The sequence below is a fragment of the Frankia sp. CeCAU1 genome, from assembly GCF_977971845.1.
This window is the reverse complement of sequence record NZ_CDWWXA010000012.1, coordinates 32,245-53,738: the sequence shown is the minus strand read 5'-3', so window position 1 is coordinate 53,738 and position 21,494 is coordinate 32,245. Positions and strand designations below refer to the sequence as shown.

The 21,494-nt window shown below is 69.8% G+C and carries 19 protein-coding genes and 2 pseudogenes; 13 read left to right on the top strand and 8 right to left on the bottom strand.

The window, feature by feature from the left end:
• Window positions 1-190 precede the first annotated feature (190 nt).
• The 4 genes from AC08OO_RS04360 to ahcY all read left to right on the top strand — a co-directional run bounded on the left by AC08OO_RS04360 (window position 191) and on the right by ahcY (window position 6,159).
• Window positions 191-1,411 carry an acetyl-CoA C-acetyltransferase gene (locus AC08OO_RS04360; RefSeq protein ID WP_476608397.1) on the top strand — a complete coding sequence of 407 codons (1,221 nt, stop codon included), beginning with the start codon at window positions 191-193 and terminating at the stop codon, window positions 1,409-1,411.
• A gap of 144 nt (window positions 1,412-1,555) precedes the next feature.
• Window positions 1,556-1,762, top strand: a complete 207-nt coding sequence (locus AC08OO_RS04355) for a DUF1918 domain-containing protein (RefSeq protein WP_035729341.1) — start codon at window positions 1,556-1,558, stop codon at window positions 1,760-1,762.
• Between the two features lie 256 nt (window positions 1,763-2,018).
• The gene (locus tag AC08OO_RS04350; protein ID WP_476609806.1) at window positions 2,019-4,688 is read left to right on the top strand and encodes an efflux RND transporter permease subunit; all 2,670 of its coding nucleotides are present in this window, start codon (window positions 2,019-2,021) and stop codon (window positions 4,686-4,688) included.
• A 34-nt stretch (window positions 4,689-4,722) separates the two neighbouring features.
• Window positions 4,723-6,159, top strand: a complete 1,437-nt coding sequence (gene ahcY / locus AC08OO_RS04345; RefSeq protein ID WP_476609807.1) for an adenosylhomocysteinase — start codon at window positions 4,723-4,725, stop codon at window positions 6,157-6,159.
• 100 nt (window positions 6,160-6,259) lie between these two features.
• On the opposite strand, the gene AC08OO_RS04340 is transcribed toward ahcY, so the two are convergent.
• Complete coding sequence (locus tag AC08OO_RS04340; protein ID WP_476609808.1) at window positions 6,260-6,697, bottom strand: hypothetical protein; 438 nt, start codon at window positions 6,695-6,697, stop codon at window positions 6,260-6,262.
• Between the two features lie 669 nt (window positions 6,698-7,366).
• Between AC08OO_RS04340 and AC08OO_RS04335 the strand changes: the two genes are divergently transcribed.
• Window positions 7,367-8,167, top strand: a complete 801-nt coding sequence (locus AC08OO_RS04335; protein ID WP_011438810.1) for a peptidoglycan recognition protein family protein — start codon at window positions 7,367-7,369, stop codon at window positions 8,165-8,167.
• A 64-nt stretch (window positions 8,168-8,231) separates the two neighbouring features.
• Here AC08OO_RS04335 and AC08OO_RS04330 read toward each other — a convergent pair whose 3' ends face one another.
• The 4 genes from AC08OO_RS04330 to AC08OO_RS04315 all read right to left on the bottom strand — a co-directional run bounded on the left by AC08OO_RS04330 (window position 8,232) and on the right by AC08OO_RS04315 (window position 12,636).
• Window positions 8,232-9,359, bottom strand: coding sequence for a glycerate kinase (locus AC08OO_RS04330; protein ID WP_476609809.1), 1,128 nt, complete (start codon window positions 9,357-9,359; stop codon window positions 8,232-8,234).
• Between the two features lie 61 nt (window positions 9,360-9,420).
• Window positions 9,421-10,422 carry an adenosine deaminase gene (gene add / locus AC08OO_RS04325; RefSeq protein WP_476609810.1) on the bottom strand — a complete coding sequence of 334 codons (1,002 nt, stop codon included), beginning with the start codon at window positions 10,420-10,422 and terminating at the stop codon, window positions 9,421-9,423.
• 148 nt (window positions 10,423-10,570) lie between these two features.
• The gene (locus AC08OO_RS04320; protein WP_476609811.1) at window positions 10,571-11,407 is read right to left on the bottom strand and encodes an undecaprenyl-diphosphate phosphatase; all 837 of its coding nucleotides are present in this window, start codon (window positions 11,405-11,407) and stop codon (window positions 10,571-10,573) included.
• Between the two features lie 260 nt (window positions 11,408-11,667).
• Complete coding sequence (locus tag AC08OO_RS04315; protein WP_476609812.1) at window positions 11,668-12,636, bottom strand: extracellular catalytic domain type 1 short-chain-length polyhydroxyalkanoate depolymerase; 969 nt, start codon at window positions 12,634-12,636, stop codon at window positions 11,668-11,670.
• A 306-nt stretch (window positions 12,637-12,942) separates the two neighbouring features.
• Between AC08OO_RS04315 and AC08OO_RS04310 the strand changes: the two are divergent.
• From AC08OO_RS04310 to AC08OO_RS04290, 5 genes and pseudogenes are all read left to right on the top strand, one after another.
• A pseudogene (locus AC08OO_RS04310) lies at window positions 12,943-13,227 on the top strand (HAMP domain-containing protein); the annotation flags it as partial.
• 77 nt (window positions 13,228-13,304) lie between these two features.
• Window positions 13,305-13,451 carry an ATP-binding protein gene (locus tag AC08OO_RS04305; RefSeq protein WP_023840010.1) on the top strand — a complete coding sequence of 49 codons (147 nt, stop codon included), beginning with the start codon at window positions 13,305-13,307 and terminating at the stop codon, window positions 13,449-13,451.
• 266 nt (window positions 13,452-13,717) lie between these two features.
• Window positions 13,718-14,290: a hypothetical protein gene (locus tag AC08OO_RS04300; RefSeq protein ID WP_023840009.1), complete on the top strand. Its 573-nt coding sequence runs from the start codon at window positions 13,718-13,720 to the stop codon at window positions 14,288-14,290.
• A 36-nt stretch (window positions 14,291-14,326) separates the two neighbouring features.
• Entirely contained in the window at window positions 14,327-14,875 is a 549-nt protein-coding gene (locus AC08OO_RS04295; protein ID WP_023840008.1) for a hypothetical protein, read from the top strand.
• Between the two features lie 93 nt (window positions 14,876-14,968).
• Window positions 14,969-16,453: a cytochrome P450 gene (locus AC08OO_RS04290; RefSeq protein WP_476609813.1), complete on the top strand. Its 1,485-nt coding sequence runs from the start codon at window positions 14,969-14,971 to the stop codon at window positions 16,451-16,453.
• A 9-nt stretch (window positions 16,454-16,462) separates the two neighbouring features.
• Here the strand turns inward: AC08OO_RS04290 and AC08OO_RS04285 are convergent, their stop codons facing one another.
• Window positions 16,463-17,179, bottom strand: a complete 717-nt coding sequence (locus AC08OO_RS04285; RefSeq protein ID WP_476609814.1) for an OsmC family protein — start codon at window positions 17,177-17,179, stop codon at window positions 16,463-16,465.
• Window positions 17,180-17,557: 378 nt separating this feature from the next.
• Window positions 17,558-18,297 (bottom strand): annotated as a pseudogene (locus tag AC08OO_RS04280) (transposase family protein).
• 549 nt (window positions 18,298-18,846) lie between these two features.
• On the opposite strand from AC08OO_RS04280, the gene AC08OO_RS04275 reads away from it, so the two are divergent.
• On the top strand, window positions 18,847-19,050 hold the full coding sequence (locus AC08OO_RS04275; protein WP_011438823.1) for a cold-shock protein: 204 nt from the start codon (window positions 18,847-18,849) through the stop codon (window positions 19,048-19,050).
• A gap of 175 nt (window positions 19,051-19,225) precedes the next feature.
• Here AC08OO_RS04275 and AC08OO_RS04270 read toward each other — a convergent pair whose 3' ends face one another.
• A complete protein-coding gene (locus AC08OO_RS04270; protein WP_011438824.1) occupies window positions 19,226-19,672 on the bottom strand; it encodes a response regulator in 447 nt (148 codons plus the stop codon).
• A 456-nt stretch (window positions 19,673-20,128) separates the two neighbouring features.
• Between AC08OO_RS04270 and AC08OO_RS04265 the strand changes: the two genes are divergently transcribed.
• Both AC08OO_RS04265 and fdxA read left to right on the top strand, forming a co-directional pair.
• Entirely contained in the window at window positions 20,129-20,578 is a 450-nt protein-coding gene (locus AC08OO_RS04265) for a carboxymuconolactone decarboxylase family protein (protein ID WP_011438825.1), read from the top strand.
• Between the two features lie 320 nt (window positions 20,579-20,898).
• Window positions 20,899-21,234: a ferredoxin gene (gene fdxA, locus AC08OO_RS04260; protein WP_476609815.1), complete on the top strand. Its 336-nt coding sequence runs from the start codon at window positions 20,899-20,901 to the stop codon at window positions 21,232-21,234.
• The last annotated feature ends 260 nt before the right edge of the window (window positions 21,235-21,494 follow it).

Genomic DNA, 21,494 nt, shown 5'->3' with positions numbered 1-21,494 from the left:
CGCCATCCGGCTCGCTGGCGACGGGATGATCAAAGCGTAACCCGACGGGTCCCCCTCGCCGCGTCGGCTCGGCCACCCGCGACCGCGGGCGCTCGTCCGCGTTAGGGTTTTGATCATTTGGCCGCAGGGACCACGGCCTCCGCGACCCTGCCGCCGAGAACACCGAGAACACCGAGAACTGGGAGGGCATGTGACCGAGGCCGTTGTCGTCGCCGCAACCCGATCACCGATCGGGCGGGCGTTCAAGGGGTCGCTGCGGGGGATGCGGGCCGACGACCTCGCGGCCATCATCGTCCGGGCAGCCCTGGACCAGGTTCCGGCCCTCAATCCGGCCGACATCGACGATCTCATCCTCGGCTGCGGGCTACCCGGAGGCGAACAGGGACACAACATCAGCCGCGTCGTCGCCGTCAGCCTCGGGTTCGACACCGTTCCCGGCACGACGGTCTCCCGGTACTGCGCATCCTCCCTGCAGGCTCTGCGGATGGCTGCGCACGCCGTCCGCGCGGGAGAGGGTGACGCGTTCATCGCCGCCGGGGTGGAGGTCGTCAGCGGCTTCGTCAGGGGCAACAGCGACAGCCTGCCGGACACCCAGAACCCGCGCTACTGCGAGGCCCAGGACCGTACGGCGGCCCGCGCCCGGGCGGGGTCCGCGCCCTGGACGAATCCCCGGGCGGCCGGCGAGCTGCCCGACGTCTACATCGCCATGGGGCAGACCGCCGAGAACGTGGCCCAGCTCGCGGGTGTGAGCCGCCTCGAACAGGACGAGTACGCCTGCCGCTCGCAGAACCTGACGGAGCGGGCCGTCGCGGACGGCTTCTTCAAGCGGGAGATCATTCCGGTGCCGCTGCCCGACGGCGAGGTGATCGACAGCGACGACAGTCCCCGGCCGGGAACCACGATGCGGGCGCTGGCCGCTCTCAGGCCGGTGTTCCGCCCGGACGGTACCGTCACGGCCGGCAACGCCTGCCCGCTCAACGACGGAGCCGCCGCGGTCATCGTCATGAGCGACACCAGGGCCCGCGAGCTCGGCATCACCCCGCTGGCCCGGATCGTCTCCACCGGCGTCAGCGCACTGTCACCGGAGATCATGGGCCTGGCCCCGGTGGAGGCGTCCCGGCGGGCCCTGGCCCGGGCGGGGATGACGATCGACGACGTCGACCTGGTAGAGCTGAACGAGGCGTTCGCGGCGCAGGTCATCCCGACCTACCGGGCACTCGGGCTCGACGTCGCGAAGCTGAATGTGCACGGTGGCGCGATCGCGCTCGGTCACCCGTTCGGGATGACCGGCGCCCGGCTACTCACCACCCTGCTGAACGGACTACGCACCACCGACACGACCATCGGGTTGGAGACGATGTGCGTCGGCGGCGGGCAGGGCATGGCGCTGGTCGTCGAGCGGCTCTCCTGAACCGGGAGTTCGCGACCTTTCGGGCTCCGGGTCTGCCGTGACCGACGCTCCGTGCTAGGCAGAAAGAGCACGCGCATGCGATCGGTCACCGGAGCATCCAGGCAGAGCAGACCGGATCGCCCGGCAGGGAGGTCGACCATCATGATGTTCGCATCCGTCGGAGAGAGGTTCGTCGTCCACGGCCGCACGGTGGGCAGCCCGGAACGACACGGGACCGTGGTCGAGGTACGCGGCGAGGACGGAGGCCCGCCGTTCGTCGTGCGTTGGGATGACGGGCACGAGGGGCTCTTCTTCCCGAGCTACGACTCGCTCGTCGAACTCCGACCGTCACGGGAGTCCGCGGGCGTCTGACCCCGGGCACGTCCGACCCCGGGCACGTCCGACCCCGGGCACGTCCGACCCCGGAGAGGATGGCGACGGTAGCCGAGCCCGGGGAGCCAGGCCCGGGGGCGTGTTGATCGCCTGAAACATTTTCCGGCGAAATCGGCTGCCCCGGGGCCTTCAGGCGGTGTGACCTGCTGCGCTATACAGCAGGGACACAGCCGTCGGACCGACAGGTAACACGCGTCGATCCGGAGGCAACGCGGATAACTCCGGAGCGTGACCGATGTCGACGCCTTCCCCCTCCACCGACGATCCAGCCGATCATCCCGGCCGGCCCGAACACCGGTCGGAGCCAGGCCGCCCCTCGGAACCGGACCACGGGTCGGGCCCGGACCGCCGGTCCGGGCCATCGGCGGCACTCGCCCGTACGGTCGGTACGGTCAGTCGGCGCTCGGGCATCGTCGCCGTCGTGGCGCTGCTCGTCACCGCCGCCCTGGGGTTCGGAACCACCCGGCTGGAATTCACCACCGGCCAGGACAACTATCTGAACCCCGACTCCCAGGTCGCCCGGGACAACGTCGCCTACCAGTCCCTCTTCGGCGGCCAGGCGATGGTCACGCTGTTCACTCTGGACAAGGGCGAACGACTCGAGGACCTGTTCACCAAGCGCAACATCAGCCAGTTCCGGGAGTTGCAGGCCAGCCTCGACGCCGATGACCGGATCGAATCGGTTATCACCCCGCTCGCGGCGCTGGAGTTCACGAACAACCTGGTCACGAGCCCGGACGGCAATCCCGTCAACAGCCCCGCCGGGAAGATCCTGCTCGGTGCCCAGCGCCGCGATCCGGATCCGGTCTCCGCCCAGCGGCGCCTCGCCGACTCCGTCACGACGCTGCGGCGGATGCAGGCGATCCCGGTGGCCGAGCGGGTCTACGACAACCCGGCCTGGGTCTCCTTCCTGCTCCGCGACAACACGGGTGCCATCCGTAAGTCGATCAAGCCGTTCTTCCCGACCGAATCCACCAGCCAGATGGTCACCCGACTGCGGGGCAACGCCTCCCTCACGACCGAGGGCCAGGCCGCGACCCTGGCCGAGAAGGCCGTGTCCGAACGCATGTTCGACAATGCGACAACGATGTCGACCGGGGCGCCCGCGCTGCTGCGCGACCTCAACGACTACCTGCGCGGCGGGTTCGTCACCCTCGGGGGCATCTCCCTGGCGCTGATGGCCGGCCTGCTGCTCGTCGCCTTCGCGGTGCACTGGCGGCTGCTCCCGCTCGGCGTCGTCGCCGTCGGCCTCATCTGGGCGTTCGGCCTCGCCGGCTACGCGGGTGTCCCGCTGTCGGTGGTGACCATCTCCGGTCTGCCGGTGCTGCTCGGCGTCGGCATCGACTTCGCCGTCCAGCTCCACAGCCGGGTGGAGGAGGAGGCCCAACTGGCCCGGGCCGGCCATCCCGTCACCGCGGCCCTGGCCGGGCTGCTGCCCGCGCTGAGTGTCGCCACCGCCGCCGCGGTGCTGTCCTTCCTCGCGCTGGAGTTCAGCGACGTCCCGATGATCCGGGACTTCGGCACGCTGCTCGCCCTGGGCCTGCCGGTGATCGTCATCGCCACGATCCTGTTCCTCACCGCCTCGTTGGGCCTGCGGGAACGTCGCCGGCCAACCCCCCCGAAGGACTACACCCACGGCCCGCTGGGTCGGACGGTGATCACCCTGGGGTCCCTGCCACGGATCACCGCGGTCCCGCTCGTCGCCGTGTCCGTCGCGGTCTTCGCCGTCGGGATCGTCACCGACGGTACACTGAAGATCCAGACCGATCCGGAGAAATGGGTCGACCAGCAGGGTCAGGTCATCAAGAACATCAACACGCTGCGCGCGAGCACCGGATCCGCCAGCGAGCTGGGCATCTACGTCCAGTCACCGAACGTCTTCGACGACGCCACCGTCGCCTTCCTCGCCGAGTTCGCGAACACCCGGCTCGCGAGGGACCCGGCCGACCTGCTTACCGCGTCGAGCCTTGTCACGACCATCAGCTTCATGATGGAGGTGCCGAACACGACGGTCGTCCTGCCGACGGGTCAGGACGTCCGGCTCGGCTACGCCGCGGCACCGCCCGACCTCCAGCGCGCCACGGTGAACCTGGCCCACAACGCGCTCAACCTCGTCTTCCGTACCGGATCGGGCTCGTTGGAACGGCAGGCCGCAATCGTCGACGACATCCGGGACACGGTCCATCCGCCGCAAGGGGTACGCGCCACCCCGTCGGGCCTCGTCGTGGTCGGCACCGGGCTGCTGGAGAACTTCACGAAGAACCGGACCCAGCTGACCTACTTCGCGCTGGTCGGCGTCCTGCTCATGCTGCTGGTCTGGCACCGCAGCATCGTCCGGGCGGTCCTGTCGCTGGTGCCAGTGCTGATCGCGGTCGGGCTCAGCTCCATGATCGCCTGGCTGGCCGGTGTCGATCTCAGCCCGCTCACCGCGGTCGGCGGCCCGCTCGTCATCGCGCTGGGCAGCGAGTTCACCACCCTGCTCGTGCTTCGCCACCTGGAAGAGCGTCGACGCGGCCTGACGCCGAAGGAGGCCGCCGACCAGACCGCGGCCCGCACCGGACGCGCCTTCGTGGTCTCCGCGCTCGCCGCCGTGATCGGGGTCGCCGTCCTGGCCTTCAGCTCCCTACCGCTGCTGCGTGACTTCGGTCTGCTGGTCGCCCTCAACGTCGCCGTCGCCCTGCTGTCCGCGCTGGTCGTCCTCCCACCCCTGTTGGTCTGGGCGGACGAACGCGGCTGGGTGCACCAGCCGCGCCAGGACGACCCGGGCCCGGCGGTCGACAGAACCGGACCGGGTCTTCGTCAACACGGCGACATGTGGGACGCTCAAGAAACCCGTTCCAAGGCCGGCGCATCACGGCCGCGGCCGATGGCGGGTGGAAACCGGGACGAGACATCCGCCGTATAGGCTCGGCAGCCGCCCGAGCATCGAAGGAGAGGGCATGAGTTTCGAGTTCAAGGTCGCGGATCTCGCACTGGCCGAGTTCGGCCGCAAGGAGATCCGGCTTGCCGAGCACGAGATGCCCGGCCTCATGGCCACCCGGGCGGAATACGCGGCCAGCCAGCCCCTCAGGGGCGCCCGCATCATGGGCTCCCTGCACATGACAATTCAGACCGCGGTGCTGATCGAGACCTTGGTAGCGCTCGGCGCCGACGTCCGTTGGGTCTCCTGCAACATCTTCTCCACCCAGGACCACGCGGCCGCCGCCGTCGTCGTCGGGCCGAACGGAAGCAAGGACGACCCGCGGGGCGTGCCGGTCTTCGCCTGGAAGGGCGAGACCCTCGAGGAGTACTGGTGGTGCACGGACCAGGCGCTGGCCTGGCCGGACGGCGGCACCCCGAACATGATCCTCGACGACGGCGGCGACGCGACCCTGCTCGTCCACAAGGGCGCCCAGTTCGAGGCGGCCGGCGCGGTCCCCGCGACGGACGCCGCGGACGGCGAGGAGTACGCGATCGTCCTGGAGACCCTGCGCCGCACCATCGCGCAGAAGCCGGGTCGGTGGACCGAGACCGCGAAGAACATCAAGGGCGTCACCGAGGAGACCACGACCGGCGTGCACCGTCTCTATGAGATGGCGAAGGCCGGCACGCTGGCATTTCCGGCGATCAACGTCAACGACTCGGTGACGAAGTCGAAGTTCGACAACAAGTACGGCTGCCGCCACTCCGTCATCGACGGTCTCAACCGCGCCACCGACGTGCTCATCGGCGGCAAGGTCGCCGTGGTGTGCGGCTACGGTGACGTCGGCAAGGGCTGTGCGGACGCGCTGCGCGGCCAGGGAGCCCGGGTGATCGTCACCGAGATCGACCCGATCTGCGCCCTGCAGGCCGCGATGGACGGTTTCCAGGTCACCACCCTGGAGGACGTCGTCGCGACGGCGGACATCTTCGTCACCACGACCGGCAACCTCAACATCATCCATGCCGAGCACATGGCGGCGATGAAGCACCAGGCGATCGTGTCGAACATCGGGCACTTCGACAACGAGATCGACATGGCCGGCCTGGCCAGGACCCCCGGCATCGAGAAGATCAACATCAAGCCGCAGGTCGACGAGTGGGTGTTCCCGGACGGCCACTCGATCATCGTGTTGGCCGAGGGCCGGCTGATGAACCTCGGTTGCGCCACCGGACATCCGAGCTTCGTGATGTCGAACAGCTTCACCAACCAGGTGATCGCGCAGATCGAGCTGTTCACGAAGACCGAAAACTACCCCGTCGGGGTATACGTGCTGCCCAAGCACCTCGACGAGAAGGTCGCCCGGCTGCACCTGGACGCGCTGGGCGTGAAGCTCACCCAGCTGACCAAGCAGCAGGCGGACTACATCGGCGTGCCCGTCGAGGGTCCGTACAAGGCCGACCACTACCGCTACTGATCGGCCCGGTCCTCTCGCGCCGATTCCGGTTAATCCGATTAATCCGGTCGACCGGATTCGGCGCTTCGATCTGAATCGGCGCTTCGCCGGCCGGGATCGGTCAGCGTCTCCTGGACGACCAGCAAACCGACGTCCACGACGGGTCGCTCAGGTCGTCCAGGCTGTACCAGCCGGCCGGCAGGTAGGTCCCCCAGGTCGCCGGCGGGACGTCGGCGCTCGCCCGGTCCGGTACCGCGGGCCTGCGCACACCGAAGGTCGCGTCGCCGCCGGGGCAGCTCAGATGCCCGAACCTGAAGATCGGCTCGCCGGCCTCCTCACCCCGGCCGGGACCGGTCCGGCACAGCGATGCCGTGGCCGGCGGCCACAACGAGGCGACATGGACGTAGAAACCGGCGTCGAGATACGTCGCGGGTCTGTTCGGCTCTCCGGCCGCCGCCGGCACACCGACCTCCGTCGCCTGCCCGCCCGGGCAGCTCGCCCAGGTCGCTCCACCGGCCTGCGCGGCGCCCGCGTTCACCAGAGCCAGGATGCTGCTCACCGCGAGGGTCGCCCCGGCGGTGGTCAGAATGGCCAGGGTGGTCCGGGTCGCGCCGCCGCGCCGGCCCGCCCGCCGGAAACCGCGCCACGCGGGACGACACCCTCCGGACGCAGCCGCTTCCGGTGCTCCCGGCGCTCCGGAGGAGAACGGCCGTCCGACTCGTCGCGGGGAAGATACGGCATACCGCATTGAATGCCTCCTTCTCGAGCCCGGCTGCGGGTCGATCATGCGGTAGAAGGATACAGGCGGTAGAACGATATAGGCGGCATCGAAACACGGGCTCCGCCGCCCGGTCCGCGGTTCCCGCAAACATCCGCAAAAAAACAGTCAGTATTCCCCTCGATACCGAGGGTTGACGAGGCGTCGAAGGGATGGCGGCTCGCGGCGGCGTCGGCTGTCCGTGCCTGGGGCGCACCACCGAACCGGGTCGGGCCCCTGTCACGGATCCAGCGGGAGGATTTCCACTCACCATATGTCCGGGCATACCGCCCCGATGCGGACCTCTCCGCAGCAGCCCGGCACTATGGCCATGCCGGTACTCCGGCTGGAAACTATGACTGTAGCGGTCAACCGACCTGATGACCCGATGAACAGGAAGCGGCCCGGAATCGTGATTTCCCAGACGAGGATCTGTCGCGGCGACACGCGTGGGAAGGAGAGCCGGTAGCGATGGCACCGACCTTGTACCCGCCGGCACGCTTCCGTCCGGTGCGGAACACGACCGGAGTAATGATCCAACCCACCCGAGGCCTCATCCCGCACGTCCAGGTGGGCGGCGGCTCCCTGTTCGGCTGGTTCGACAACCCCGCCAGCCAGGTCAGCTCACACCTGTGGCTGTCGAGGAGCGGCGACTTCGAGCAGTACGTTCCTTTCGACCGGAGGGCCTGGGCCCAGGCGGCAGGAAATCCATACTGGATCTCCTGCGAATGCGAAGGGTACGAGACCGAGGACTACACACCCCTACAAATCATCCGGCTCGGCGAGCTCTTTCAGTGGGGGATGCGGGAGTTCGGATGGCAGGAAGAGATCACCGACTCTCCCGCCGGTTACGGTATCGGTACCCACCGGATGGGCGGCCAGGCGTGGGGGGGCCACAATTGCCCGGGGGACATCCGGGCCAACCGACGCCGGGACATCCTCGCCGCCGCGCGGCATAACGGAGTCGGCGCAGCCGCCGATCCCCGGCACCGTTACGACGACCGTCCGACCCTGCGGGAGGGATCGCGTGGTCCGGACGTCGTGGAGCTCCAGAACGCCCTGAACATCATCTTTGGCCATGAGGCCCCCACCGGTGATCCCAACCGGATAACGCCGGATGGCGTGTACGGGCCACGGACCACTGCCCGGGTGGCCTCCCTACAGCGCTACGCCGCGCCGTGGTTCGGCCGCATCCCGGACGACGGGGTCTGCGGGCCCAACACCTGGCGGAAGATCGGTTACCTCCTCACCGGGATGAACCGCCGGGTCTGACCCACAGACCGGGCCCGGCCGCTCCCCCGCACCAGGCGACTCCCGCTCACCGGGCGACTCCCGCTCACCGGGCGGTCGTGACCCGGCGGGCCAGCTCGGCGCCGGCCCTCCGCAGCCACCGGAGCGGCTCGGCCATCGCCATGGCCGGCCCCCCGGCGAGATCGACGAGGGCGATCTCGGCCCGGACCCCCTCCGGCCGGGGGGCGTCAACCCGCCCAGCCACCAGGAGCACGGGCACCTCGGCGTCCCGCGCCAGCGCGAGGACTCCGCCGACCACCTTGCCGGACAACGAGGTTCGGTCGAACCTGCCCTCGCCGGTCACCACCCAGTCGGCGCCGGCAAGGGCCGCCGGCAGGCCCGCCGCCTGGATGATCGTCGGCAGGCCGGGGACCACCTCGGCTCCCCAGGCCGCGGCGAGGCCGTAGGCGGTGCCGCCGGCAGCCCCGGCTCCCGCGGCGTCGGGAGCACCACCCAACAGGTGGGCGAGCCGGCGCAGCCCCTCCTCCAGCCGGGTGATGTCCGCGGGTCCGGCACCCTTCTGCGGCCCGAATACGGCGGCGGCGCCGGCAGGGCCCAGCAGGGGCGCGTCGACGTCGACGAGACAGTACGCTCCCCCGGCCGGCGCCGGCCGCAACCCAGTCAGATCGATGTGCGCGAGCGACATGAGGGCGCCGCCGCCGACGGCCAACGGCCGGCCGGCCGCGTCGAGGAACCGGGCACCCAACGCGGCGAGGGCACCGGTACCACCGTCGGTCGAGGCGGAACCGCCCAAAGTGATGAGAACGCGGTCGACTCCGGCGTCGATCGCGGCGGCGACCAACTCGCCGAGGCCCACGGTCTGCGCGCCCAACGGATCGAGTTCCCGCATCAGCGGCAACCCGCTCGCCCTCGCCAGTTCGATCACCGCGGTGCCATCGGGCAGCGACAGCCATTCGGCGTCGTGGCCCCGCCCGTCCGGACCAGTCACCCGTGCCGGGTGCCGCTCCGACCCGGGTACGCCGACGGCGAAGACGTCGAGGGTGCCCTCGCCACCGTCGGCGATCGGTACTCCCACGACCTGATCGCGAGGCCGCTCGGAGCGCCAGCCCGCACCCAGCGCCGCGACCACCTCGGCCGCGGTCGCCGATCCCTTGAACGAGTCGGGTGCGAGGACCACCCGCGCGGGCCGGTGGGGGGACGGTACCCCCGTCATCGGAACGTCACCGGCCGTCGGAGCGTCACCGGCCGTCGGAGCGTCACCGGCCGTCGGAGCGTCACCGGCCGTCGAGACATCCCGCGTCGGCGAGCCACGCATCGATGCCGGCGAGGGCCGCCGTCCGCACCTCGATCGGCGCGGCTCCGGATTCCACCGAGCTGCGGGCGCAGGCGGCCAGTTCCTCGTCGGTCAGGCCCAGTGCCGATCGGCACAGCTCGTACTCCTCCAGACAGCTGGGCCCGAACAGCAGCGGGTCGTCGGCGTTGATCGAGCATCGCACCCCGGCCCGCAGCAGGGCCGGAAGCGGATGTTCGGCCATCGACGGGACGACCGAGAGCAGCAGGTTGGACGTCGGGCAGACATCGAGGCAGGTCCCTCGTTCGAGGAGGGTGTCGACGAGTCGGGGATCCTCCATGGCGCGGATACCGTGCTGGAGACGATCGGCATCCAGAGTCTCGATGGCGCCACGCACCGACGCGGGACCGTCGAGTTCCCCGGCGTGGGGGGTCGAGAGCAACCCGCCGTCGCGCGCGATCCGGAACGCCGCCATGAACGGCTCCGGCGGCCACCCGTTCTCGTCGTTGTGCAACCCTAGGCCGACGATGCCCCGATCGGCGTAACGCAGGGCCAACCGGGCCACGGAGACGGCCTGTTCAGGGGAGTCGAAGACCCGGTCGACGGCCGCCATCCAGCGGGCGGTCACCCCGTACCGCGCGCCGACCTGATCCGATCGGGCCAGCACCGTTTCCCAGGCGGCCTCCGCACTCCCGAAGACGCCTAGATGAGCGTACGGCCAGAAGCTGGGTTCGAGGTAGGTGACGCCCTCATCCGCGGCATCGATGATCATTTCGTCGACGAGGCGTTCGAAGTCCTCGGGCCGGCGGAAGACCGGCAGGATGCCGGCGATCACTTCGCTGAAGCCCCCGAACTCGGTAAACCCCGTGGTGCGGGGAGTCGGAACGCCCGCGGCGGCGGCCAGGTCGGCCAGCGTCGACGGCCGCATTCCCAGCTCGAAATGCAGATGCAGATGGCCCTTGGGCAGCGAACGCAGATCCCGCATCACAGTCCTTCCTCCGTGGCCGCGCGGCCGGCGGTCTCCCCATCCCGTGGGGACAACCACGAACCCGCAAGACGGTGGATTGAAACTTACGTGGTCGAGCCGCCCCGCGGGAGCCGGACGAAGATGGTCGCCGGCTCAGGTCGCCGGCTCAGGTCGCCGAGACGATCCCAGTGGCCACGAGGAAGAGCACGGTGGCACCGAGCGCCAGCCGGTAACCGATGAAGACGCCGTAGCTGTGTCTGGCAATGAACTTCAACAGCCAGGCGATCGCGACGTAGGCGACGGCAAAGCTGACCACGGTCGCGATGATCGTCGCCGGCCAGCCCACCCCGTCGGCGATGTCGTCGGACTTCGTGAGGACCTGCAACGCCGCGGCCGCCATCAGGGCCGGGATGGACAGGAAGAAGGACAGCCGGGTCACCGCCACCCGGTCCAGGCCACGCAGCAACCCCGCCGACATGGTCGCCCCGGATCGCGAGATACCCGGGATCAGCGCCATGCACTGCACGATGCCGATCACCAGGGTGTCCTTCCACGTCACGTCCTCCTCGTGACGTTTCTGGGTACCGACGTGGTCCGCGTACCCCATCACCCCGCTCCAGAGGATCAGCGCACCGCCGACGAACCACAGGCTGCGTAGCGTGGTCTCGATCTGATCCTTGAAGGCCACCCCGACCAGACCGATGGGAATCGATCCGAGAATGACGGCCCAGCCGAACCGGTAATCCGGATGCTCCCGCCAGGCGGGATCGCGCACACCGCGGCCCCACGCCGCCAGAAGGCGCCGGAAATCATGCCGGAAGTAAAGCAGGGTGGCGAAGACCGCACCGACCTGGATGATCGCGGTGAAAGCGGTGATGTCCGGGTCGTCGATGTCGTGGCCGAGCAGCTTCTCCAAAATTGTCAGGTGTCCGGTGCTGGACACCGGCAGAAATTCCGTCAGCCCCTCGACCGCGCCGAGAAACACCGCTTCCAGGACGTTCACATGGACCCTTTCGCACCGGTACACGCCACCTGCTGATCGCGCAGGGCAGTGTATGACGGCGAGGATCATCTGCTCCCGGTGGGGCGGGCCACGCGGCCGGTCAGGCGACCGGCGCCCGGGTCAGCGCACGTCGAGCCGTCGCCCGGGCGACGGCCGCCTCGGCACGGGTCCCTCACGACGGGCAGATTCAGCCGGGTCAGGGCCGGCCCGCCACAGCAGCGCCGCGGACGAGGAGAACGAAAGTCCCGCCGGCGTGCGGTTCACCTTGCCTGATGGGTGAAGAAGGCCCAGATGGTCGCGGTGGCATTCAGGGCGGTTGACGGCGGGTCGGGATGCAGGATTCGCTCGGCCGTCGGGTGGCGGGCACCGCCGGGCCACTGGTGGCCCGCGCCGGCAATGGTGACCAGTTCCACGGCCCGTCCCTGCGGGCAGGTGGCGATAAAGGTGGTGGCGCTTTCCGTAGTGGTTGTGGCCGGGGTGGCACAATGATCGGCGGTACGCCACATCGCGTTCACGAACGGGACGGCCGGTCCGTTGATTTTTGCGACCCCGTCACCCTCGCCGCCGTAGTAGCGTACGGTGTGGTCCGCGGTGCCGTGAATGGCGATGACGGAGATTGGCCGCGGTGCGGGGCAGGTGCCGAGCAGGGTCGCCGAATCGGGTCCGATCGCGGCGAAAATGGTGGTGTCGCAGGCCAACCGGTAGTCCATCATGCCGCCGTTGGAGATTCCGGTGGCGTAGATACGGGCGGTGTCGACCGGTACGGCGGCTTGGATGGCGGCTACCATGCCAGTGATGAAGGCGACATCATCCACGCCGGTCGCACCGGGCTTTCCGCAACAACCGCCGCCGACGGACCAGGCATGGTTCTGCCCTTCGGGATAGGCGACGAGAAAATGGCCGCGGTCGGCCTCGGCGTCCCAGCCGTAGGAGTTCTCGGCCTGCTCCGCGCCACCGAAACCGCCGTGGATCATGACGACGAGCGGCGCCCGCGCGGGCAGAGTCGGCGGCCGGTACAGCCGGTAGGCGCGGGTGGCGCCGCCGACGTTGATCGACCGTACCGACGATCCGACCGGGACAGCGGCCGGCGTAGAAGCCGTCGCGGTGCTGGCGGGCTCTGCCGGGCCTGCCGCGGAGCGCCGAAGCGGCCCCGAGCAGCCGGTGAGGGCGACCGCGCCAGCGACGAACACGGCGAGCAACCAAGACGTGCGGGGGAAGCGGATGATCATCGAACCCCTCTGGTCGGCGCCCATAAGCGGGCAAGGGAATGCCCACAGCCTGGCATACCCGCCCAACCATGATTTTGATCTGCTCGCGCCATAGCGTGCCGGGAGCGGGCGGCGTGGTGCCGACCGCGCCGAGTACGAGTTCGACAGCCACCTACGCCACTACGTCTCACCACCCGCTTTCGTACGGAATTCACATCTTTCTTGTATGGAATGCGGGGTGCGACGAGCCGCTGACCTCGTAGTGGCCGGGGGTGGAGCCCGCCGGCCGGGCTGGCGAGGGCTGAAGGGCGGCGGGAAGAGGTGGGGATGCGGGAAGAGGTGGGGATGAGTGCGGGAGACCCGGCCAGGGTGCCGCCGGCGCCGGTGCTCACGTTCGCCGATGTGACCCTGGACGAGGCCGCCGCTGGTGCGGCCGTACTCACGCTGACCGGTACGGCGGCTTGGCTGTTGCTCGGCCGGGGGCTACGCCCGCTGCGGGACATCACCCGTACGGCGGCCGCCATCGCCGGCGGCGACCTGGCTCGGCGGGTCCCGCCGGGGCGTCCGCGCACCGAGACCGGTCAGCTCGCGGCGGCGCTCAACACCATGCTCGGCCAGATTCAGGCGGCCTTCGAGGACCGTCGGCGGCCGGCAGCCGCGGCGGTGGCCGGACCGGCAGCGACCTCGGAATGGCGATCGTCGCCGCCATCGCCGCCGCCCACGGCGGCACCGCCACCCTCGACAGCGCCCCCGGCGCCGGCACCACCGTCCGCATCGTCCTCCCCGCCGGTACAGGGGAGGAATTGGCCGCGGTCCGGCCCGTCAACCTCCTCTGACCGGGCCGGCCCGTTTCGACCAGTGACGCCGCGTTCACCGCCTCCGCGGGTTGCCCGGTCATAGCAAGAAAACTGCGGATCCGAATGTGCCTCACATCTTGCCGGGAAAGGGTTCTCATTCCAGGCTGATGTTCTTGCCTTGCTGGCAGGGGACACGGGCACAGCCGGTCCACGGAAACCGTGGCACCCAGCCGGCTGGCTCCCACGGTCACCCGTCGGGGCCACCTGACCATCTCCGATCTCCCGAAGGCAGGTGTCCCGTTCCCATGAACCTTCAGGCTCCGGTCCGTCGAGGTCTCGCAACGGCTACCGTTGCCGGCGCGGCGCTGCTTACCATCGCGGCCTGCCAGCCTGGCACCCGGGTAGTGACCGCCGCGCCGGCGACGGCGACCGCCGAGCAGGCAGCCGACCAGCCAACCTCAACGACACCGGTGTCGGCGGCGACGTCGGCTGCCGCGACATCCACGGATGCGGTCGGGAAGGGTGCCGGCGGGCCGGGCTCCCTGACCGTGGCCATCACCTCCCCGGTGGCGGTCTCCGGCCACGTCGACACGGTGGTGAGCTGCCAGACCGCGGGCGCCCGCTACGTGGCGTCGGCGAGCGGCTCGGTCCACGGCTACGCCGTCTCGGACGTCGTGCGGGTGGCCGGTTACCACGGGCCAGGGAGCTACCAGGCTTCGGTGACCGTGTCGATGACCGGCCCGGATGCCCACTACGCGGTCACCGCCGTACCGGCCACCGCGCAGGTCACCGCTACTGGTGGCGACGTCTCCTTCTCGGCGACGAGCACCGGCGGCCGAACGCTCGCCGGTTCGATCGCGTGGGCCTGCTCCGCGTAGGCGCACATGCGACCAGTGACTTTAGGAGAACATTCGGTGACCAGGCCGCTCGTCGGCCACGGGGGCACGCCGGCCCGGAGACGTCTGCGCCGTCTGCTCCTGGTGGTCGCGGCCGTGGCGGTCCTGCGCGGTGTGCAAGCCGGCGTCGCTGCGCTCACCGTGCTGACGGCAGCGGCACTGCGGCTCGAACAGCCGCTGCCGCACCTGCATGTCACCCGCCTGGCCGAGACTGGGCCCGAGCCGCTGACCCCGCTGACCGCTCTGGTCATGGTCGCCGTGTCCGCGGCCGTGTCCGCCCTTCTGCTCCGCGCTCGCCGGACGGTCACGGCCTTCGCGGCTGTCAAGGCATTCGCCCTTATCGCGGCGTCGACCATCGCCGGCGTCGTCGCTGCCGGCCCGGTGGGCCTTCGACTGGCCGTCGCGGGGTGCGGCGCGAGCCTGGCCGTCCTGCTGTGGCCGGCGGTCCGGCGCGCCGCCGTAACCCTGCTGACGGCGGTCGGCCTGCCGCACGCCACCGGCCGGACCGCCGACGTCGCCCTCGCCGTGAAGATCGGCCTTCTCGTCGCGGTGGTGCTCGTCAGCTAATCGGCTATTAGCACCGCGCGCCCTCAGCACCGCGCGCCCGCTTCCCCTGCGTCCACCCCACTCGCTCCCATCTCCGCCCGAAAGGAAGTCGTGATGAGCCGCGCTCCCCACGTCCGCTCCGTCGCCGCGCCACCATCCACAGCCAAGACCTCCGACATCAAGACCTCCGACATCAAGACCTCCGACAGGGTGCCCGGCTCGGGAGAGGGGCCGGTCGAGGCGATCCGGCGGCTGCGTGCCGACCCGCTCACCCGGCTCAACGAGCTGGCCCGCGCCCATGGGCCGGTGGTGCGCCTGGCGAGCTGGCCGGTGTCGGCCTTCCTCGTCACCGACCCGGACGCGATCGCTGACGCCCTGGTCAGCGGACACCGGGCCTACGCCAAAGGTGCCGTACGCCGCGGCGCCGGTTCCCGGCGAACGGTGGTGCAGCCGCTGGCACTGCTGCTGGGCCAGGGCCTGCTGACCAGCGCCGGGGACACCCACCGCCAGCAGCGCCGGCTGCTGCAGCCGCTGTTCCACAAGCAGCGGATCGCCGGCTACGCCGACGCCTTCGCGGCCATCGCGGACAAGACCGCCGACGGCTGGCGGGACGGGCAGCGCCTCGACGTGCACACCGAGATGACCGAGATGACCCTGGCGATCGTCGCCCGGACCCTGTTCGACGTCGACCTGGACAGCCACGTCGTCGACGTCATTCGGGCCGCTCTCGACCAGAACATGCCCGCAGCCCGCCGAGCCCAACTTCCCGGCTTCACTACCCTCGAACGGCTACCGCTCCCGGCGCCCCGGCGCCGACGAGACGCCCGGAACGCGCTCGACCGCGTCGTCCACGATCTGATCGCCGACCGCCGCGCCACCGGCGCCACCGGTAACGACCTGCTGTCCCTGCTGCTGACCGCCCGCGACGCCGACACCGGCGCGTCGATGGACGACTCCCAGGTCCGCGACGAGGCGCTCACCCTCCTGCTCGCCGGCCACGAGACCACCGCTAACGCACTGACCTGGACGTTCCACCTACTCGGCCGGGATCCGGAAGTACTGGCGACTCTGCAGGCCGAACTCGACCGGGTGCTCGGCGAGCGGCGGCCGACGATCGACGACCTGCCCCAGTTGCCCTACACCAACGCGGTCATCAGCGAGGCGATGCGGCTGTACCCGCCCGTCTGGGCCATGGGCCGCCACCTCGTCGAAGACCGCGACGTCGCCGGCTACCGCCTGCCCGCCGGCTCCACCCTGGTCTTCAGCCAATGGGTGGTGCACCGCGACGAGCGCTGGTGGCCGCGACCGGAACTCTTCGACCCCATCCGCTGGACCGGGCCCGACACCGCCGATGAGCCGGCCGACGCCGGGCCGAAGATGCGGCCTCGCTTCGCCTACTTCCCGTTCGGCGCCGGCCTCCGCCAGTGCATCGGCAACACCTTCGCCATCACCGAAGGCGTGCTCGCCCTGGCCGCTATCGCCCGCCGCTGGTCCTTCACCCCCGTACCCGGCCTGCCCGTCACACCGCAACCCCTGGTCACCCTGCGACCGAAGGACGGCCTACCCATGATCGCCCACGGTAGGTACCCGAACCGGTAGCGGCCTTTATCAGGCGATCTCTATGCCGACGTCGGGCGGCTGGTGCAGCGAGTTGTGGACGGTGCAGTGCGAGGCCACCGCTACGAGGCCGGGCCGGCGCCGTTCCGGCAGACTGGCGGGAACGGCGATTCGCAGCCGCACCGCCGCCACCCGGGCGGGTCGGTCAGTCGCCATGTCGAACTCGGCAGCAACCCGCAGACCGTCCCGGCACACGCCATGGCGGGTGAGGTACCGGCCGGCGTAGAAGGCGACGCAGGATGCGAGTGAGGCGACGAACAACTCTGTCGGCGTCGCCGCGATGTCGTCACCACCGTGCCGCAGCGGCTGGTCAACCAGTATCTCGTGTCCACGGACCCCGATCGCGTACGACTCACCCGCAAGGTAGGCCACATCGATCCGGCCCGGGTGACCGTCTCCGGACCCAGCCGTGTCCCGCCCGCGGTCAAGCGCCGAGTCTGCTGTCCCGACGGCATCCTCGCGGTCGCGTTCGGCTGCCGCGGCCTGCGCCAGCAGCCGTCCGGCCAGCTGCCGCGCCTCGGGCACGGTCAGGTGCGCCCACTCCTCGCCGCGGTCGTGCCGTTGGCAGCCGACGTTCAGAATGATCTGGCTGGCGCCCTGGCCCTCCCCATCCAGGGGAAGCCGTCCGATGATCATGTCCTGCCCATGGGCGGTCCGGATCACGTCGCGCGCGAGCGCATCGGCTGACTTCGTCCTCGGTCCGTTCATCACGCCCCCCTGACGTCTTGTACCTGCCATGCCGAGGTTAGGACGATGAACGGTATTGATCAGGGGCCATCGGTCCCGGCCGGCGGGGCCAGATGGACGCCCACCGCACTGGGGATGAGGTCCTTTGAACGGCGTGGCGCGGACCGGCCCTGCCGCATGTCCGCCGACGAGGATCAGCCCACCGACCTTGCGCGCCGGAACCGGGAGCACACCGGCCGCGTACCAACGGCGCGCGGTCACGTACGCCACGGCCTGCGACTCGGCCCACTCCTTAAGGCTCGCGTGACCATCATAGACCGCCACAGAGCGCTAATGAGCCTTTCCCAGTAAGCGTTCGTGGCGGTGTGTAGTCACAGCGGCGTGTCTGTATGGTGGTTGTCAGGTGGTGCGGCGGTGTTCGGTGTGCCGGAAGGTGACCTTGAGCAGCGCGTTCGCGCGTTCGCCGACGGCGCGCAGCGGGTTGTGAACCTTGTTGTGCTTTTGCTGGTCGAGCGTCAGACCCCCGCCCTTCGCCCGCTTGTGGGGGACCGTGACCTGGTCTCGTAGCCCTTCGTAACCAAGGTCGGTGAGGATCCCGCGGCCGTCGGCGGTCCAGTCGGCCAGGTCCGTCAGCGCGCCGGAGGCGCGCAGCGCCGTGGAGTCGTGTTCGCGGCCGGGGCGGACGCCGGAGACCCACAGCGGCCAGCCGTCGTCGGGCCCGGCGACGACCTGGACGTTGCCGCCGTGGTTGTGGACCTTTCCGGACCACCACACGTCCACCCCCGGGGTCGGGCCGGGCAGGCGGACCCGGTCGGTCTCGATCACCGTGCCGTCGACGATCACATGGCCGTGGCCCGCGAGCTTCGCCGCGAGCAGCGCGCCTGGCAGGTCAGCACGGCGATGCCCTCGTGCAGATAGCGATAGCCCGCCGACCGGCTGACCCGGTGATCCTGGCAGAGCTGTCGGACCCCGGTGCCGTCGCAGAACCAGCGCAGGACGAACACGGACTGCTCCCAGCAGGACAGCCGACGGGTGCCCGCCCTGGTGCCTCTGCGTCTCCGCTCTGCCACGAGCAGTACGGCCAGTCGGGCGACGGTGTGCGCGCCAAGGGGCAGCTCGGCGGTGTATGTGACACTCATGGACGACGCGGGGCCTCTTGGAAGTCGATCTGTAGGAGGACGACTTCCTACCGAGGTCCCGCCTTTCGCGTCTCACCGACCCCCCACACGCCACCGTCAGCGACCATCACACAGCGTCGCTGGCCGTTGCTGGAAAAGGCTCAATGACCACTGGAAGCGCAACAGTTGCTTTCCTCCAGCATGCCGACCGCTACCCTCTACGCCCGGATCTACCGGGGTGGATCACCCGCGGCGCCACCCGGATGGCAGGTCCCGGGTCATCATCGCCGACGCCGAGATGCAGCGGCTACGCGAGCGCCGGCCCCCGGCTACTACACTCGCTGGGTGCCGATAACCGACGTTTCGCCAGCTGCTTCGCATCGAGTCCGACGGGACAAGAGCCAAGCGGGCACACCACGTCGCTGGAGGGGTAGGCTGTAGGTGTTGCTTGTTCTTCCGTGCGTGACCTACGCAGAGAACGGCACGACTGGACCACGGCACCGGCCGGGGTCTGGGGCGAGGCCGGTACGCGAAGGACGCTTACCGGGAGCGCGGCAAGGAGAAATAATCGTGGCGCAGGGTACCGTCAAGTGGTTCAACGCGGAGAAGGGCTTCGGATTCATCTCCGTCGACGGTGGCGGCCCGGACGTGTTCGTCCACTACTCCTCGATCGTGGCGGACGGCTACAAGTCCCTGGATGAGGGCCAGAGCGTCCAGTTCGAGATCGTGCAGGGCCAGAAGGGACCGCAGGCGGACAACGTCCAGCCCGTCTGAGGCCGTACCACCCCCAGCCTTACGCGTCGGCGCGCGGCTCCCGTGGGAGCCGCGCGCCGATGTTGCGTTGGCCGATGTTGTGTTGGCAGGCCGGTAGTCTCACCGCAGTAGTTGACCGACGCCGTCGGCGGGCACCGCTCGATCATGGGCCATGTGCACCTGACGAGCGACCAGATCAGCGCCCGGGCAACCGAACCACGGTGATGAAGAAGTCGTCGATGAACCGCACGTCGTCGACGAACCGGTCGAAATCGACCGCCTTCGTCACGTAGGCGTTGGCGTGCAGGTTGTAGCTGCGCAGGATGTCCTCGGCAGCGCCCGAGGTGGAGAGCACCACGACGGGGATGCGTCGCAGGTCGGTGTCGGCCTTGACCTCGGCCAGCACCTCGATGCCGCCCCGGCGCGGCAGGTTGAGGTCCAGCAGGATCAGGTCGGCCGCCGGGGCCTGTGTGAAGGGCTCCTCCCGGCGAAGGAACGCCATGGCTTGGATGCCGTCGTTCACGACATGCAGCCTGCCGTTGATCCGATCATCCGCGAACGCTTCGCGGGTCATGAGGACATCCCCCGGGTCGTCCTCAACCAGCAGTACGTCGAACGGGTCCGTACGGACACTCGCCGTCATCTGGATACCTCGAAGTAGAGGCCGCCATGGCATGGCAGCCGGACGAGAAGCGGGGGTAGGGGATGTAAAGCGGGGCCAGGGCGGACAGGACAATCAGCGCCTACGGCGCGGGACGGCCGCTCCTCGAGAGCGTGAGCGGGGCCGCGAGCAGGCGCGGGCGGAGTCCGTCCGGCCCGGAACGGTAACCGGACACCCCGGAATCGATGCACGGACTTTGGCGATGTCTGACGGTACGCCAATGGAAGTGGTCTGTCGCCCCCCTAACAGGGACAAGTCCGAGGACGAGCCGAGGCTCACCGTTTTCGGCCTCGCCGCGACCGCCCGGGCACCCACGACCCCACGACCGCCCGGCTACCCCGAACGCCCGGCTACCCCGACCGCCCGGGAACGAGGCCGGGCTTCGGCCGTTCCCGGCGTGGCGGTTCCCGGTCGTCCCCGGCGGGAAGGCAAGGGGTCATGAGCTCCGGCAGCCCGGTCCAAGACGAGATCCGCCCGCATGCCCGCGAACTGCGTCGGCTGATCCCGGACGTATACCGGGGGCTCGGCACCCTGGGCGACGCGGCTCTCCGTGACGGCGCCCTGGACAGCCGCACGAAGGAGCTGATCGCACTGGCGCTCGCCGTGAGCACCCAGTGCGACGGTTGCATCGAGGCACACGCTCACGGCGCCGTCCGGCAGGGTGCGACCTGCCAGGAGGCGGCCGAGGCCATCGGGGTGGCACTGCTGATGAACGGCGGACCGGCGTCGGTCTACGGCCCGCGCGCGTTCGCCGCCTTCAGGCGTTTCCGCGCCGAGCGGCACGAGGCGGGGGACGGTACGGCGCCGCTCGGGCACGTAACCCCGGCCTCGCCGGGACACGCTCCATCAACCGCCCAGGTTCAGCCCCCCGGCAACACCGACGTCTGAACCGGCGACAGAGGACCCGCCGCGCCGGCGGCCCAACGGACGGTGGTGCCCACAGACCGTCGTCAAGACCGGCTGAGGACACGCCGGCGCGGGTGCCACCGCCCTCCGGCGGACGGGCCCGGACGGCCCGGCTACAGGCAAGGAAAATCTCATGGTTAAAAATATCCCTGGAGATTTCCTCGCCCCCCGTTTCGGGCCATCGAAATTCGTTGCCCTACGGACGAGTTGTTTACCTGTCCTTTACAGTTCCACCCACCCCGGCCGGCGGCATCCTGTTACGATTTTCCCGTGACCGCAGGCGAACGGGGAAGAAGGCTCCGATGACGTTTGTCGTCCTGTCGCCCTGCATTGACGTCAAGGACACCGCCTGCGTGGAGGAGTGCCCGGTCGACTGCATCTACGAGGGCAGCCGCAAGCTGTACATCAACCCGGACGAGTGCATCGACTGCGGAGCCTGCGCGTCGGCCTGTCCGGTCGACGCGATCAAGAGTACCCGGATCGTGCCGGCGAGCGAGGCCGAGTTCATCGCGGACGAGGCCCGGTTCTTCACCGACATCCTGCCTGGTCGGGATGCTCCGATCGGTAATCCGGGCGGCGCCGGCAAGATCGGCCCGATCGGGGCGGACACCGCTTTCGTCGCGTCCTACAGACGCTGACGAGACAAGCCGCCGGCGAAGGCTGACGCGGCCACGGCGTCAGCGAGACCGCCGGCCCACGGCCGGTGCTCAGGACCCACCCCGTCCGGGCACCGGCCCTCTACATTTCGGGGGCGAAGCAGGGGCCGAGGCCGAGGCAGAGTTGCGGGTTTCCCGACGGGTTTCCCGACGAGTTTCCTGACGGGTGATGTCGACCGGTCGTACCGTCGACCAGATGACCCGCCGCGGAATGTCGATTGACGAGAAGGCGGCGTGACAAA